At 62.2% G+C, this 15,082-nt stretch carries 12 protein-coding genes; 8 read left to right on the top strand and 4 right to left on the bottom strand.

Annotation, left to right across the window (positions count from 1 at the left end):
- Positions 1-7: 7 nt before the first annotated feature.
- Genes KW842_RS11210 through KW842_RS11200 form a run of 3 tightly spaced genes read left to right on the top strand, consistent with a single transcriptional unit; the run spans position 8 to position 4,499 of the window.
- On the top strand, positions 8-1,276 hold the full coding sequence (locus KW842_RS11210; protein ID WP_218304154.1) for a M14 family metallopeptidase: 1,269 nt from the start codon (positions 8-10) through the stop codon (positions 1,274-1,276).
- Position 1,277: 1 nt separating this feature from the next.
- Positions 1,278-3,749, top strand: coding sequence for a zinc-dependent metalloprotease (locus tag KW842_RS11205; RefSeq protein WP_229223619.1), 2,472 nt, complete (start codon positions 1,278-1,280; stop codon positions 3,747-3,749).
- A gap of 12 nt (positions 3,750-3,761) precedes the next feature.
- Entirely contained in the window at positions 3,762-4,499 is a 738-nt protein-coding gene (locus KW842_RS11200) for a class I SAM-dependent methyltransferase (protein ID WP_218304153.1), read from the top strand.
- Here the strand turns inward: KW842_RS11200 and KW842_RS11195 are convergent, their stop codons facing one another.
- The 4 genes from KW842_RS11195 to rnk are packed head-to-tail and all read right to left on the bottom strand — an operon-like array spanning position 4,500 to position 7,407.
- On the bottom strand, positions 4,500-5,180 hold the full coding sequence (locus KW842_RS11195; protein WP_218304152.1) for a type 1 glutamine amidotransferase domain-containing protein: 681 nt from the start codon (positions 5,178-5,180) through the stop codon (positions 4,500-4,502).
- Between the two features lie 14 nt (positions 5,181-5,194).
- On the bottom strand, positions 5,195-6,352 hold the full coding sequence (locus KW842_RS11190) for an iron-containing alcohol dehydrogenase (protein ID WP_218304151.1): 1,158 nt from the start codon (positions 6,350-6,352) through the stop codon (positions 5,195-5,197).
- A 53-nt stretch (positions 6,353-6,405) separates the two neighbouring features.
- On the bottom strand, positions 6,406-6,981 hold the full coding sequence (locus KW842_RS11185) for a TetR/AcrR family transcriptional regulator (RefSeq protein WP_218304150.1): 576 nt from the start codon (positions 6,979-6,981) through the stop codon (positions 6,406-6,408).
- 36 nt (positions 6,982-7,017) lie between these two features.
- Positions 7,018-7,407 carry a nucleoside diphosphate kinase regulator gene (gene rnk / locus KW842_RS11180; protein WP_218304149.1) on the bottom strand — a complete coding sequence of 130 codons (390 nt, stop codon included), beginning with the start codon at positions 7,405-7,407 and terminating at the stop codon, positions 7,018-7,020.
- Positions 7,408-7,768: 361 nt separating this feature from the next.
- Between rnk and KW842_RS11175 the strand changes: the two genes are divergently transcribed.
- From KW842_RS11175 to KW842_RS11160, 5 genes are all read left to right on the top strand, one after another.
- Entirely contained in the window at positions 7,769-9,274 is a 1,506-nt protein-coding gene (locus KW842_RS11175; RefSeq protein WP_218304148.1) for a DASS family sodium-coupled anion symporter, read from the top strand.
- Between the two features lie 132 nt (positions 9,275-9,406).
- Positions 9,407-9,790 carry a hypothetical protein gene (locus tag KW842_RS27880; protein WP_373925169.1) on the top strand — a complete coding sequence of 128 codons (384 nt, stop codon included), beginning with the start codon at positions 9,407-9,409 and terminating at the stop codon, positions 9,788-9,790.
- Positions 9,769-10,092 (top strand): hypothetical protein, encoded by a 324-nt coding sequence (locus tag KW842_RS27875; RefSeq protein WP_373925168.1) that lies wholly within the window; start codon positions 9,769-9,771, stop codon positions 10,090-10,092. Before KW842_RS27880 ends, KW842_RS27875 begins: the two co-directional genes overlap by 22 nt.
- A 225-nt stretch (positions 10,093-10,317) precedes the next feature.
- Complete coding sequence (locus KW842_RS11165) at positions 10,318-13,446, top strand: TonB-dependent receptor (protein ID WP_218304147.1); 3,129 nt, start codon at positions 10,318-10,320, stop codon at positions 13,444-13,446.
- Complete coding sequence (locus tag KW842_RS11160) at positions 13,446-15,065, top strand: rhamnogalacturonan acetylesterase (protein WP_218304146.1); 1,620 nt, start codon at positions 13,446-13,448, stop codon at positions 15,063-15,065. The genes KW842_RS11165 and KW842_RS11160 overlap by 1 nt, the downstream gene beginning before the upstream one ends.
- The last annotated feature ends 17 nt before the right edge of the window (positions 15,066-15,082 follow it).

Genomic DNA, 15,082 nt, shown 5'->3' with positions numbered 1-15,082 from the left:
AGTTGATATGAAAAAGACTGCTGCATTTGTTTTGTCCTTGTTGCTGGCCGCAGGCGCGGCCGCGCAACAATATCAGGGCCAGCCGCCGATACGCGGTGTGGTCGACACCACCAGCCGGCCGACCGACCGCCAGGGCAAGGGCGTGTTTCAGTTCAATGAAGACGGTGTGTACTTCTCCAACGAGTTTGACGGTGCGCGTTTGAACAGCATCCAGCGCACCGGGCCGCTGGAGTACACCATCGCCATCACACCGGAGAATGAGCCGATCAATATGAGCCCATGGTATGCCTTCCAGGTGTGGTCCAAAGCGCCGGCCGAGATTTCGGTCAAGCTGGTGTATCCGGAAAAAGCGCGCCACCGCTACACGCCGCAGCTGAGCAGCGACGGCCTGCAATGGAAGCCATTGGTGGAGGAACGCATCACCGAGGAAGACAAGGCCAACACTGAAGGCGGCGCCACCGCGCGGCCGAAGAGCGTGACGCTGCGCCTGCAGGCGGACACCAAGCCGCTGTGGGTGTCCGGCCAGGAGCTGCATACCTCCAGGCGCGTATTCGGCTGGATCGACGATATCGCCCGCAAGCACAAGCTGACCGTCAGTGAAATCGGCAAGAGCACCGGCGGACGTCCTTTGAAGCTGCTCACGCTCGGCAACAAGTCGGGCAAGAAGGCGATCCTGGTGATCTCGCGCCAGCATCCGCCCGAGGTAACGGGTTACTTCGCCATGCAGTCCTTTGTTGAAACACTGGCGGCCGACACCAAACTGGCGCAGCGCTTCCGCAAGGACTGGACGGTGTACGTGGTGCCGCTGATGAATCCCGATGGCGTGGATGGCGGCTTCTGGCGCCACAATGTTGGCGGCATCGACCTGAATCGCGACTGGTCCGATTTCAACCAGCCGGAGACGCGCGCGGTACGCGACTTCCTGAAGCAGCGTGCGGCCGATGGCGGCAAGTTCTACTTCGGCATCGACTTCCACTCGACCTGGGATGACATTTACTATACGCTGGACCCTAAGTTCAAGGGCAATATGCCAGGCCTGGTGCCGGAATGGCTGGAAAAAATCCAGCAGGCGATTCCACACTATAAGCCGGTGATACAGCCTTCGGATCGCCTGGAACCGACCACCGTGTCGCGTAACTACTTCCTCAAGGAGCATGGCATGGAAGCCATCGTGTTTGAAATCGGCGATAACACGCCGCGTGATTTGATCACTGAAAAGGGCAAGGTCGGCGCGACTGAGCTGATGAAGTTGATCCTCTCCAAATCGGCGCCTTGAGATGATGCAGCGCTCCGTCCTGTTCTCTCTTGTGCTGGCTGGCGTGCTGCATGCATCGCCAGCGCTGGCTGATACCGCACCTGCATCGGCATCGCGCAGCGTCGCCGCATTGACCGCCAACCTGCAAGCGCAGCCTGGCTTCCTGCATGTCTGGCGCGACGCCGACAAGGGCCGCGTGCTGCTGACCGTGAAAACGCTGGACAGCCCGTTCCTGCTGGTGACGTCCTTGCCGTATGGCCTGGGTTCCAACGATATCGGGCTTGATCGCGGCCAGCCGGGCGAGGTCAGGACGGTGCGCTTTGAAAAACGCGGCGCGCGGCTGTTCCTGGTCGAAGACAACACCGGCTATGTCGCCAACTCGGCCAATGCCGACGAACGCAACAGCGCTGTGCAAGCTTTCGCCAGCGCGGTGCTGTGGTCGGGCGACATCCTGGCCAGCGATGCGGGCGGCCATCTGGTCGACTTCTCCAGCTTTCTGCTGTCCGACCAGCACGGCGTAACGCGCCGGCTGGCGGGCGCCAAGCAGGGCAGCTACAGCATCAACGCAGCGCGCAGCGCGGTGCTGCCGGAGCTGGCCAAAAGCTTCCCTGACAATACCGAGCTGGAAGCGGAGCTGACCTTCCAGGGCGCAGGCGAGGGCGCGGCAGTGCGCCGCGTGGCGGCCGACGCCTCGGCGCTGACGCTGCGCCAGCATATCAGCCTGGTGAAGCTGCCGGAGCCGGGATTTGCGCCGCGCGCCTACCATCCGGCTTCGGGCGGCAACGCCAATCCCTACGTTGACTTTGCCGCACCGCTGTCCGCCAGCATGGAGGTGCGCTGGCAGCGCCGTCACCGCTTGCAGAAAACCGATCCATCAGCGGCCGTCAGCACGGTCAAGAAGCCCATCGTCTATTACCTGGACCGTGGCACGCCGGAGCCGATGCGCTCCGCATTGCTGGACGGTGCCCGATGGTGGGCCAGCGCTTTCGAGAAGGCCGGCTTCAAGGACGCCTACCGCGTCGAGCTGCTGCCGGAAGGCGTGGACCCGATGGACATCCGCTACAACGTCATCGCATGGGTGCACCGCGACACGCGCGGCTGGTCCTACGGCAGCTCGCTGGTCGATCCGCGCACCGGCGAAATCATCAAGGGCGCGGTGACGCTGGATTCTCAGCGCATGCGCCAGGATGCATTGATCGCGGAAAGCCTGCTGGCGCCGTATGGAAAATCAGGCGAACGCACCGACGCCGCCAAAGCCGCCGTTGTGGAGAAGACCGTGCTGGCGCGCCTGCGCCAGTTGGCCGCGCATGAAATCGGCCACACGCTGGGCTTCGCGCATAACTTCGCATCCAGCCGCCAGGGCAATGGCTCGGTGATGGATTATCCGCATCCGCTGCTGACCATCGGCGCCGATGGCGCGATCGCGCTGAACGAACCGTATGGCAATGGCGTCGGCCCGTGGGATGATTTCGTTGTGGCGCATACCTATACCGAGTTCGCCACGCCGCAAGCCGAGGCGGAAGGCCTGGCGCGGCTGCGGGCGGATGCCAGGGCGCGCAAGCTGGATTACGTCAGCGACGCCGACTCGCGTCCATCCGGCGCCAGCCATCCGAATGGCCTGATGTGGGATGTCGGCCCGGATTCGTTGTCCGGCTGGGACCTGACCATGACCGCCCGCAAGCGCGCCTTGCAGCAGTTCTCCATCGGCGTGCTGCCGGATGCGCGCCAGGTTGGCGAGCTGGAAGCGCGGCTGGTGCCGGTGTACCTGCTGCATCGCTATCAGACCGAAGCCGTGGCGCGGCTGGTGGCAGGTGCTTCGTTCGAATACGCCACCATCGGCGATGTGCGCAGCGGTGCGCGCCAGGCTGGCGTGCAAATCGTGCCGGCCGCGATCCAGCGCCAGGCGCTGCACAAGCTGGTCGATAGCCTGCGTGCCGAACAACTGGTGCTGCCGTCCAATGTGCTGGATATTCTTTCGCCGCCAAGCCAGGGCTATCAGCGCACGCCGGAATACTTCGCTACCAGCATGGAGCGCGTATTTGATCCCTATGCCGCGGCCGAAGCTGCGGCGGCGCAGACTAGTTTGTATCTGTTCGATCCGGCCCGCTTCAACCGTCTGTCGTGGCAGCATGCGCGCGACGCGCAGCAGCCGGGTGTGGCCGATACGCTGGAACTGGTGTGGAACAGCGGCTGGAAACGTGCGCCTGCGCCGTCCGCGCTGATCGGTGGCACAGCGGTGCAGCAGGCTGCCGACTGGGTAGTGCTGGAAAGCGTGCTGCGCCTGCTGGACGGCGACAAGCTGCATCCGCAAGTCGATGCCGATGTGCGACAATCGGTGCGTGAACTGGCGGCGTGGCTGGTCAAGTCGCCAGCCAGTGGCAGTGTGGCCAATAACCGCCGCCGAGCTGCTGAACTGATCACGCGCTACCTGGCCGATCCGCGCAGCGTCAAGCTGCGTGCTGCGCCGGCCATTCCGCCGGGCGCGCCAATCTAGCGAGGAGCATCCATGCGAAACTGGTTTGATCAAGGCGGCCGCGCCTATGCGCGCTTCCGTCCCGAATATCCGCCACGGTTGGCCGAGTACCTGGCGTCCGTAGCGCCGGATACGCGGCTGGCGGTGGATGTCGGCTGCGGCAATGGCCAGCTGACGCAGCTGCTGGCGCCGCACTTCGATAGCGTGATCGGCCTGGATCCGAGTGCCGACCAGATCGATAACGCTCATCCCGCTGATCGCGTCAGCTATCAATGCGCGCCGGCTGAACAACTGCCGCAGGCGGATCACAGCGTGAGCCTGATCACGGCGGCACAAGCCGCGCACTGGTTCGACCTGCCGAAGTTTTATAGCGAGGTGCGCCGCGCCGGTATGGCTGGCGGCGTGCTGGCCTTAATCAGCTACGGCGTGCTGGAACTGGAGCCGCCGCTCAACGAGCGCTTCCAGCGCTTCTACCGGGATGAAATCGGCCCTTATTGGCCACCGGAGCGCAAGCTGGTCGATAGCGGCTATGCGACCATCGATTTTCCGTTTGAGGAATTCAAGGCGCCGGCCATGGAGATCCGGCTGGCGTGGAGTCTGGCTGAATTCCTTGGCTACCTGATCACCTGGTCCGCCGTGCGCAGCGCCAGGGAAGCGGGGCGCGAGGACATCCTGGTGGAATTCGCCAGCGACATCGAAAAGCTGTGGGGCGATGAGCATCTCAAGCGCCCCGTCAGCTGGCCCATCAATATGCGTATCGGCCGGTTTTGATCAGGCCAGCAGTTTCAGCAGCGCTTCGGCTGCGGCTTCTGACGACGCCGGGTTCTGGCCGGTCACCAGCAGGCCGTCGGTGATGGCGTAGGGCTGCCAGTCGCCGAGCTTGGAATACACGCCGCCGTTTTGCTTCAGCATGTCTTCCACCAGGAAGGGTACGACGTTGGTCAGGCCGACCGCTTCTTCCTCGGTGTTGGTGAAGCCGGTGACTTGCTTGCCTTGAACCAGCGGCGCGCCATCGGCGGCTTTCACATGGCGCAGTACGCCCGGCGCGTGGCAGACGGCGCCGACCGGTTTGCCGGCGGCGATCATGTCTTCGATCAGCTTGATCGAGTGGCGGTCTTCCGCCAGATCCCACAGCGGGCCGTGGCCGCCCGGATAAAACACGGCGTCAAAGTCAGCGGCGTTGACGTCGGCCAGCTTGCCGGTGTTGGCCAGCACGGCTTGTGCTTCGGGATCGTTCTTGAAGCGCTTGGTGGCTTCGGTCTGCGATTGCGGCTCATCGCTTTTCGGATCGAGCGGCGGCTGGCCGCCGGCTGGCGACACCACCGTCAGCTGCGCGCCGGAGGCTTTCAGCGTGTAATACGGCGCGGCGAATTCCTCCAGCCAGAAGCCGGTTTTCTTGCCGGTGTTGCCGAGCTGGTCGTGCGAGGTCAGTACCATCAGAATCTTTTTCATGTTCGTTTCCTTTATCAAAGAGCTGCTTCAAGAATGCGGCGGCTGCGCGCGAGGTCAATGTCGCGATGCTCGCCAAGGCTGGTCATGCCGTGCGTTTCCAGCTGTTTCAGCACGGCCTCTACGGCTTCCTGTCCCAGCTGGTAAGCGGACAGGCGGGTTGGGATGCCCAGGCCTTCAAAGAAAGCGCGGGTATGGGCGATGGCGGCGTCGATGCGTTCCTCTTCGCTGCCGCTGGTGATGTTCCAGACGCGCTCGCCAAACTGTAGCAGCTTGGCGCGCTTCGGCTCGCGCTGCACGTCCAGCAGGGCCGGCAGCACCAGCGCCAGCGTGCGGGCGTGGTCGATGTCGTACAGCGCCGTCAGTTCGTGGCCGATCATGTGGGTGGCCCAGTCCTGCGGCACGCCAGCGCCGATCAGGCCGTTCAGCGCCAGGGTGGCAGTCCACATCAGGTTGGCGCGTGTCTCGTAGTCGTCCGGCGATGCGATGGCTTGCGGGGCGATTTCCACCAGTGTTTGCAGCAGGCCTTCGGCAAAGCGGTCTTGCACGCGTGCGTTGACTGGATAGGTCAGGTATTGCTCGGTGGTATGGACGAAGGCGTCGACCAGGCCGTTGGCGACCTGGCTGACCGGCAGCGTGAAGGTCTTGCGCGGATCGAGCACGGAGAATTTCGGATACACCAGTGCGCTATGGAAGGCCAGCTTGGCTTGCGTCGCTTTCTTGGTGACCACGCTGCCGGCGTTCATTTCCGAGCCGGTGGCGGGCAAGGTCAGCACCGCGCCGAAGGGCAGGGCTTGCTTGATGTTGGAACCGCCGCGTTCGGCGATTTCCCATGGCTCGCCGTCATACAGCGCGGCGGCAGCAACGAACTTGGTGCCATCGATGACCGAGCCGCCGCCGACTGCCAGCAGGAAGTCCAGCTTTTCCTTGCGGACGTGCTCGACAGCGCGCATCAGGGTTTCGTAGCTTGGATTCGGTTCGATGCCGCCGAATTCCTGCACGGTGCGCTGGCCCAGTGCGGTGCGCACTTCGGCCAGTGTGCCGGTCTTTTCTGCGCTGGCGCCGCCGTACAGGATCAGCACGCGGGCATGGTCCGGCACCAGCCTGGACAGCTTGGCAACCGTATCGGCGCCGAAGACGATTTTGGTTGGATTGTGGAATTCGAAGTTTTTCATCTGCTTTTCCTTTATATTAGACTGGTCGTCTAGAAAATGATTCAAAAAAATGCTTACAGTTTCAACAGGGCCAGCGTCGCCTGCCAGGCCGATTGCAGCGCGCTTGGATCGCGGCGCAGCTTGGTCAGCATGGCGGCGCCCAGCCACATTTGATACAGCGTCTGCGCCGTTTGCGCCGGTTCGGCCACGGCTGGCAGCGAGCCATCCTGCAGGCCTTGCTCCAGCGTGACCGCCAGGCGGGCGATGATGCGGTGCGTGCCGTCCAGCAGCGCTACGCGCATCGGTTCCGACATGTCCGCAACCTCGCTGCTGAGTTTGACCACCAGGCAGCGGCAGCCGCATTCGGCGTCGAACCAGCCGGTCCAGTAATCCATCAGCGCCTGCGCGGCAGTGTGGCCGGGTTTGGATAGGGTGGTATCCATTTCAGCCAGGTACTGCGTGACATAATCTTCCAGCAATGCTTCGCCGAACAGTTCCTTGGACTTGAAGTAATGGTAGAAGGAACCTTTGGGCACATCGGCGGCCGTCAGGATCTCGTTCAGGCCCACACCCGCAAATCCTTTGCGCGTGATAATGGCCTTCCCTTGATCGAGAATATGCTGGCGGACGTCGGTGTATTCGGCTTTCATGCGATGCAGTATAGCACAATTAGACCAGTCGTCTAGTTATCGGAACGTTTCGCCTGCGCGCTCTGGCTGGTAAGGTACTTCCAGGATGCGCAGCGTGGTCATTTGCCCATCCGGGCGCGGCCAGGCTATGCTGTCGCCGACGGCCAGGCCGAGCAGGGCGGTGCCGATCGGCGTCAGGATCGAGATGCCGTCCGGCAGTTCTGCCATGTCCTTGGGATAAGCCAGCGTCAGGCACAGCTGCTGCGGCGGGTTTTCGATTTCAAAGCGTACCTGCGAGCGCATGGTGACCACATTGGCCGGTATATCTTCGGGCTCGACCGCGATGGCGCGGGCCAGTTCATCCGCCAGCGCCTGATTGTGATTGGTTTCCAGCAGCGCTTCCAGGCGCTCGATATCCAGGGTTGAAACGGTGATATTCGGTTTCATTCTGTACTCCATTAAAAGTGCGTGACGATGCCGCGCGGACGGATGTCCTGCGGACGATTGCAAAGAAGGGAAGGTGGCTCGGCAGGCGGAAGAACGGAGGTTCTGGCTTACCGAGCAAAAGAAAGGCTGGCGATGTCCTTCGTGGACGCGCGGCGGCGTCCGGCCACAGGCGATGCTCCCTGGTACAGGGCGGAACAGTTGCGCGGCATGGTCATGCGGTCAGCGTTCACGGTGCGTCGTCAAAGAGCTTATCGATGAAGCCGAGTATATACCGTTTAGCTGTTACGTCAACCGCGCGCTAAATCCACGCTTGCGCGAAAAAAGGCACACTAGAGTCTGCCGCAACTCCGAAAGGTCCAGCATGCTATCCAAGCTGTCTGCAATGCTCCGCTACTTCAACGATGCAGTACCGTTCCGTCTGGTGCCCGCGATCGCTACCACCATTGTGCTGTTTGTGCTGCTGGCGCTGCCTTGCCCCGCCGGGCTGACGCCGAAAGCCTGGGCGCTGGTGGCGATTTTCCTGACCACCATCGTGGCCATCATCCTCAAGGTGATGCCGATAGGCGTGATGGCAATGATGGCCATCGTCATCGTCTCGCTGTCGCAGGTCACCGCCACTTCCTCCAAAGGCGCGATCGCCGATGCGCTGAGCAGCTTTGCCAGTCCGCTGATCTGGCTGATTGTGGTGGCGGTGCTGATTTCTCGCGGCCTGAAGAAAACCGGCTTGGGCAGCCGCATCGGCCTGATCTTCATTGCCTTGCTGGGCAAGCGCACTATTGGCATCGGCTACGGATTGACGGTATGCGAGCTGGTGCTGGCGCCGTTTACGCCGAGTAATACCGCGCGCGGCGGCGGCATCGTTCATCCGGTGATGAAGTCGATTGCCAACGCTTTCGATTCCGATCCGGCACGCGGCACCGAGGGCAAGGTCGGTACCTATCTGGCGCTGGTCAATTACCACGCCAATCCGATCACCTCGGCGATGTTCCTGACCGCGACCGCGCCGAATCCGCTGGTGGTGGATTTTGTCGCCAAGGCCAGCAACCAGAACTTTCATCTGAGCTGGACCACCTGGGCCTTATGCATGCTGCTGCCGGGCCTGGTGTGCCTGTTGTTGATGCCGCTGGTGATCAACCTGCTGTCGCCGCCGCAACTGAAGGTGACGCCGGACGCGGTGCAATACGCGCGCGGTGAACTGGATCGCATGGGACCGCTTGCGCCGAAAGAAAAAATCATGCTCGGCACCTTCGGCCTGCTGCTGGTGCTGTGGGCGAATGTGCCGGCGATGCTGTTCGGTCCGGCCTGGACGCTGGACCCGACCGTGGTTGCCTTCCTCGGGCTGTTCGTGCTGATTATCACCGGCACGCTGGACTGGGACGACGTGCTGTCGGAAAAGAGCGCATGGGATACGCTGATCTGGTTTGGTGCGCTGGTCATGATGGCCGAGCAGCTGAACAAGCTGGGCGTGATCAGTTGGGCCGCGCTGGGCATGAAGGACGCCATCGTCGCCAGCGGCATGGGCTGGGTGCCGGTGGCGACCGTACTGCTGTTGGCATTCGTGTTTTCCCACTACCTGTTCGCCAGTACCACGGCGCATATCAGCGCCATGCTGTTCGCCTTCATGTCGGTCGGCGCGCAACTGCTGCCGCCGGAATACCTGGTGCCCTTCCTGCTGATGATGACGGCTGGCTCCGCCATCATGATGACGTTGACCCACTACGCCACCGGCACCTCGCCGATCATCTTCGGCAGCGGCTACGTCACCTTGGGTAACTGGTGGCGCGTGGGCTTTGTCATGTGCGTGCTGGAACTGGCGATCTTCGCGGTTGTTGGCGGCGCCTGGTGGAAGGTGCTGGGCTACTGGTAAGCGCCGCCTAGAACGCGTGCCGGAGGCCCAGGTTGTAGGCGCGGTCGCCGCTGCCGGCTTCGCTGTTGTTGGCCACGGTGTAGCCGGCGCCGTTGCGGTTGCAACCGCTGGTTCCCGCCACAGGAGAAAGGATTGGCCACCGGCCTGTGGATCGCCGCCCCCAAACTGGGGCCGCTGATGGTGCCATCGGTCGGCCTGATCTTGATTGCGATCTGGGGCTGGCGTGAGATCTTCTACGTGACCAACTCGCCGAGCGAAAGCCGTTATTGCTCGACTGCCGAACTGCGTTACATCCAGGGCGAGGGCGGCGATGAGCAAGGCAAGCAGACATCGGATACGTCACGCATGCGCAAGATGCCATGGCTGGACGCGATCAACCGCACCAGGCAGGTGGTGTGGCCGGAAACGGTGCGCCAGGTGGCAAATTCGTGGAATATCCTGGGTGTCGCAATCGGCTATGGCTGCATGATCGGCATCAGCAATATCTTTATGTCGTGGATACGGACTACCTGGTGACGGTGAAGGGCTTTGCTTCGGTGAAGATGGGCTTCCTGGCTTCGGCGCCATGCATCGGCGCGGTGGCTGGCAATATGATCGGCGGGATTATCTCGGACCGTCTGCTGGACGGCCGCCGCAAGCCGATGCTGCTGCTGTCGGGCCTGATGCTGGGTATTGGCTTTGCCGGCTATTCGCCTTATCCGATGGGCCTGGCCAGCAAGTCGACTTATCCAACCGCCTTCGGCATCGTCAACTTCCTCGGCCAGATCGGCGGCGCCACGGCACCGCCTTGCTGTGCGCCGTCATCGTCTTCAGTGTGATTGAACCGGTGGCCGAACCGGCGCAGTAAACACCTTTGGCTCCCGATATCATTAATGTTATCGGGAGCCGCACAGGCGGCCCGATCGCGTGATCACCAGCGACGCCACCGCCTGAACCTGCTGTAATCATCATTTTGATTCTTTGATAAGCAGGTGAAAATTTCGCTCAAGTCGCCCCTAGAATGCAGCCACAAGCTGATCAAAAAAACAAACGGGGGAGATAATATGCGCAAGTCTTTGACTCATGCCAGTAGCCTGGCACGCCCAGCGATTGCTGTTGCCGTCGCGTCGGCAATGGCTATCCTGGCCAGTAACGCCGCCATGGCGCAAACCGAAACCGCTACGCCCAGCGCCACGCAGGACAAGGATGCGACTACCACAGTGATGGTGGTCGGCACCCGCAAGGCGGTGGCGTCCGCGATTGACCGCAAGATCCGCAACGCCACGGTGTCGGATTCGATTGTCGCGGAAGACATCAACCAGTTCCCGGACAAGAACGTGGGCGAGGCGCTGTCGCGCATCACCGGCGTGCAGTTGACCCGCGATTTCGGTGAAGGCTCGCAAGTGTCGATCCGTGGTGTGGCGCCGGACCTGAACCGCATTGAGATCAACGGTATGTCCGTCCTGGGCACCAACGGCAACGCCGGCCGTGGCGCCGAGCTGCGCGAGCTGGCGTCCGAGCTGATTGCGTCGATTGATGTGTACAAGGGCACCACTGCCGACCTGACCGAGGGCGGTGTCGGCGGCACGGTGCTGATCCGCACGCGCAAGCCGCTGGACTTCAAGGAGATGACGATCGCAGCCACGGTGGCGGGGGAACACTCGACCAGCCGTGGCGGCGTGCAGCCGCGTCCCAGCCTGCTGTGGGTCGACAAGTTCATGGATGGACGTCTTGGCCTGATGGCCAACATCGTCTACGACAAGGTGTTCACACAGAATGACTACAGCCGCAACACCAGCTGGCGTTTCCTGCGTGACTGGGATTTCTCGCCGGAGAAAACCGTCACCTCGCTCGATCCGGCGGTGGCCGCCATCGGCACCGTGGCCGGCTGCTCGGCCAGCACGCTGACCGCCGCGCAGAAGACCGCCTGCCAGCAGCAATGGTATGACTACAACCCTGGTACGTCGCGCTACGGCATCTGGACCCGCGACCACAAGCGCACCTCGGCCGAACTGACCGCGCAATACAAGTTCAGCAACGAGCTGAATGCGTTTGTCAGCTATCAGCGCAATGACCAGGACCAGCGCCTGAACGACCGCAACTACGGCACCGATTTCAGTGCACTGACACGCTTGTCCAGCGCCGGCATCGCGCCGGTTTACAACCCTGCAACCGGCGTGCCGAATACCGGCACAGGCACCTGTACCGCTTTACCGGCCACCACGCCATCCGGCATGGTGGTCAGCAATCACGTCGTTACCGAATACACGGTCGGCGACTGCCTGTACATCGGCGGTACCGGCGGCCAGGGCGCGTTCAGTACCTCGGCACGCGACTTCAAGCTGAAGATCGGTTCGGACTATCTCAGCACCGGCTTCAATTTCAAGCGCGGCGACCTGGAAGTGGAAGGTTTGCTGAATAGTTCCAAGTCGAAGTACCACAATGAGACCAACTCGATCGTGCTGACGCAGAATGCGCCTGGCCTGAAGGTCCAGTTGGACGCACAAGGCTTGCCGCACTTTACCTTCCCGGCCGGCTATTCGCCAGATGATCCGAATTCCTACGTACAGGCGCAGTTGCAATACCGTCCTTACGAGACCAAGAACACCGAAGATCAGGCCAAGCTGGATTTCAAATACCGTTTGAGCACACCGTTCTTCAGCAAGCTTTGGTTCGGCGCTCAGGGACGCCGTTCCGATTCGCAGCGCTACGATGGTGGCGGCTATATGGTCAGTAATAACGGCACGGCCATCACGAGCGATGACATCTATGTACCATCGGCCAACGTCAACTCGACCATCCTGTTCGACCCCTTCAATACCACTGGCAAGCTGCGCGGCAGTTCGGTGCCGGGCTATCCAAACTTCTACTACAACGACAAGTATGTGAGCAAGACGGATATGGCCGCGTTGATCGCGGCGGTAGCGGGCCGCACGCCAGGCACCTTCTTCGGTGGCTACGACGGTGTCAGCAATGTGCCGTCCGGCTGGATGACGCCGGTGTACAACAATGCGTTGCAGTACTTCGATACCTCGCACTTCAACTTCGACAGCGTGTATTCGGCCACCGGCAACGACAGCAAGGTATATCCACAAATCCCGACCTTCAAGGTCAAGGAGGAGATACGCTCGGCCTACATGCGCGCCGACTTCGACACGGAACTGTTTGACCGTAACCTGTGGGGTAATATCGGCGTGCGCTATACCGGCACGCGCAACACCTCGACTGGCCTGAACAAGCTGACCGTGCGTACGCCAACCGGCAACGGCACCGCTTATACCGATACGGTGATCAGCAATGGTATCGTCAGCGTCGACAGCAAGTACCACGATTATCTGCCGAGCGCCAACGTCATGATGTGGCTGATCCCTGACCAGTTCATGCTGCGCCTGGGCTGGGGCAAGGTGATGGCGCGTCCGGCGATTGACAAGCTGGTGCCGGCGGCGTCGTGCATTCTCGGCAGCGGATCCAACCTGGTGGGCGGCGATGGCACCGACGATTGCACTGCCGGCAATCCAGACCTTAAGCCCTATCGCGCCACCAACAAGGACCTGAGCCTGGAATACTACCCAAGCGCGGATACCCAGCTGACGGCCGGCTTTTTCCGGAAAGAGATCGACAGCTATATCGTCGACAAGGCACTGCGCAAGAATGTTGACCTGTTCCACAATGGCCTCGGTTTCGACGTGACCGGCCCGATGAACGGGCAGGGCGCCACCACCAACGGCGTCGAACTGACCTGGCGCCAGGCGCTGACCTTCCTGCCGGGCTATGCGCGCGGTCTGGGTCTGGATATGAACTACACCCGCATGAACTACAAGTACGCACCGGGTACGGCGCTGATTAATCCGCTCGACGGCACCGAGCTGACTTATCCTGGCCTGTCGAAGAACAGCTATAACGCGGCGGTCTGGTATGACCTGGGCGATGTCAATGCGCGCATTGCCTACAACTACCGCGACCGCTTCTACACCGGCGGCGCCGACGTGGCGGGTAATCCGGTGTTCCAGCAAAAGACCGGCTACCTGGATGCGAAGCTGCAGTGGCGCTATAACAAAAATATCACCATCTCGCTGGAAGGCAAGAACCTGACCGACCAGGCGCAGACGACGGATGGCGGCACCGCCTTCCGTGTGAATGAAGTGGCGTGGTCTGGCCGGCGCTACTTCCTCAGTGTCTCGGTGAAGAACTGATGCCGGGCCGCCGCCTCGCCGCCTTGCTGCTGTGGTGCTGCGCCACGGCAGCCATCGTCCAGGCCGTGCCTGCCGCCGTCAATACCGACCCGGCACGCGCGCAGATCGTCTTGCCAGAACCTGCCAATCCCAGCTTGCCGTCACTGATCCTGATCGGCGACTCCACGGTGCGCAATGGCCGCGATGATGGCCAGGGCCTGGGCGCGGCGGGGCAGTGGGGCTGGGGCAATCCGCTGGCTGCTCATTTTGATGCGGCCAAGGTAAATGTGGTCAACCGCGCGATTGGCGGCTTAAGCAGCCGCACGTATCTGACCGGCGGCCATTGGGAACGCACGCTGGCCTATATCAAGGCGGGCGATGTGGTACTGATCCAGTTCGGCCACAACGACAGCAGCGCGATCAACGACAATAGCCGCGCGCGCGGCACCATCAAAGGTGTTGGCGATGAGCGCGAGGAAATCGACAACCTCCTGACCGGCAAGCGTGAGACGGTGCACAGCTACGGCTGGTACTTGCGCCACTACGTCGCCGCGATCAAGGCGCGCGGCGCGATTGCCGTGATCTGCTCGCCGGTGCCACGCAAGACCTGGGATGCCAGCGGCAAGATCGTTCGCAACCGCGACAGCTACGCCGGCTGGGCGGAGCAGGTGGCGCGCCAGCAGCAGGTCGGCTTTATCGATCTGAATGAGCAGCTAGCCGGCCAGTACGATGCGCTAGGCCGTGACGCGGTGATGCGGCTGTTCCCGCAAACCACGCCGGACGAATATACGCATACCAACCTGGCTGGCGCCGAGCTGAATGCGCGTGCCGTGGTGGCTGGACTAAAGACGCTGCGTGCTGCCGGCCTGGCGATACCGGCTGCGGAAGATGAACGGCCGGTGGCCGATGCATCAAGGACGGATGCCGACAAGCCGCGCGACCCAGCGCTACCGACTCTGTTCCTGGTCGGTGATTCGACCGTGAAAAGCGGCGGCGTCAATGGCGCTGTCGGTTGGGGCGAGCGCCTGGCGCCGTATTTCGACACCACGAAAATCAATGTCGTCAACCACGCCATTGGCGGCCGCAGCAGCCGCACCTTCTTTACCGAAGGACGCTGGGACGAGGTGCTGGCGCAAGTCAGGCGCGGTGACTTTGTGGTGATCCAGTTCGGGCACAACGATGTCGGCCGCATAGGTGATCCGGCCGCCAAGAATCGCGGCTCGGTGCCCGGTACCGGCGATGAAACGGTCGAAGATACGCGGCCGGATGGTAGCAAGGAGCTGGTGCACAGCTTCGGCTGGTATATGGCGCGTTACGTTGCCGATGCACGCGCCAGGGGGGCGACAGTGATCCTGCTGTCGCCGGTGCCGCACCGCGATGCGTGGCGGCCAGGCCGCGACTTCGCCAACTACGCGCAGTGGGACGAGGAAGTAGCGCGCAAGGGCGGCGCCTTGTTCGGCGACCTGACGATGACGGTCACGCATGCATACCGCGATGTGGGCGGCCTGATTGTCGATAGCTTCTTTGCCGACGCGCGCACCCACACCAACGACGCCGGCGCGCGTTTCAATGCCTTGCGCGTAGTCGAGACGCTGAAAGTATTACCGGGAAATCCCTTATCCGCCTACTTCAAGAAGTAGGCGGGAAGTAGGCGGTG

Origin of the sequence: Duganella sp. sic0402, assembly GCF_019219065.1 — a bacterium.
Classification (GTDB): domain Bacteria; phylum Pseudomonadota; class Gammaproteobacteria; order Burkholderiales; family Burkholderiaceae_D; genus Rugamonas.
Note: the sequence above shows the minus strand (reverse complement) of the source record. Positions and strands in the feature narration are given on the sequence as shown.

Coding starts and splice junctions, on each gene's coding strand:
- KW842_RS11210 (WP_218304154.1), top strand. CDS start 8: ATGAAAAAGACTGCTGCATTTGTTTTGTCCTTGTTGCTGGCCGCAGGC.
- KW842_RS11205 (WP_229223619.1), top strand. CDS start 1,278: ATGATGCAGCGCTCCGTCCTGTTCTCTCTTGTGCTGGCTGGCGTGCTG.
- KW842_RS11200 (WP_218304153.1), top strand. CDS start 3,762: ATGCGAAACTGGTTTGATCAAGGCGGCCGCGCCTATGCGCGCTTCCGT.
- KW842_RS11195 (WP_218304152.1), bottom strand. CDS start 5,180: ATGAAAAAGATTCTGATGGTACTGACCTCGCACGACCAGCTCGGCAAC.
- KW842_RS11190 (WP_218304151.1), bottom strand. CDS start 6,352: ATGAAAAACTTCGAATTCCACAATCCAACCAAAATCGTCTTCGGCGCC.
- KW842_RS11185 (WP_218304150.1), bottom strand. CDS start 6,981: ATGAAAGCCGAATACACCGACGTCCGCCAGCATATTCTCGATCAAGGG.
- rnk (WP_218304149.1), bottom strand. CDS start 7,407: ATGAAACCGAATATCACCGTTTCAACCCTGGATATCGAGCGCCTGGAA.
- KW842_RS11175 (WP_218304148.1), top strand. CDS start 7,769: ATGCTATCCAAGCTGTCTGCAATGCTCCGCTACTTCAACGATGCAGTA.
- KW842_RS11165 (WP_218304147.1), top strand. CDS start 10,318: ATGCGCAAGTCTTTGACTCATGCCAGTAGCCTGGCACGCCCAGCGATT.
- KW842_RS11160 (WP_218304146.1), top strand. CDS start 13,446: ATGCCGGGCCGCCGCCTCGCCGCCTTGCTGCTGTGGTGCTGCGCCACG.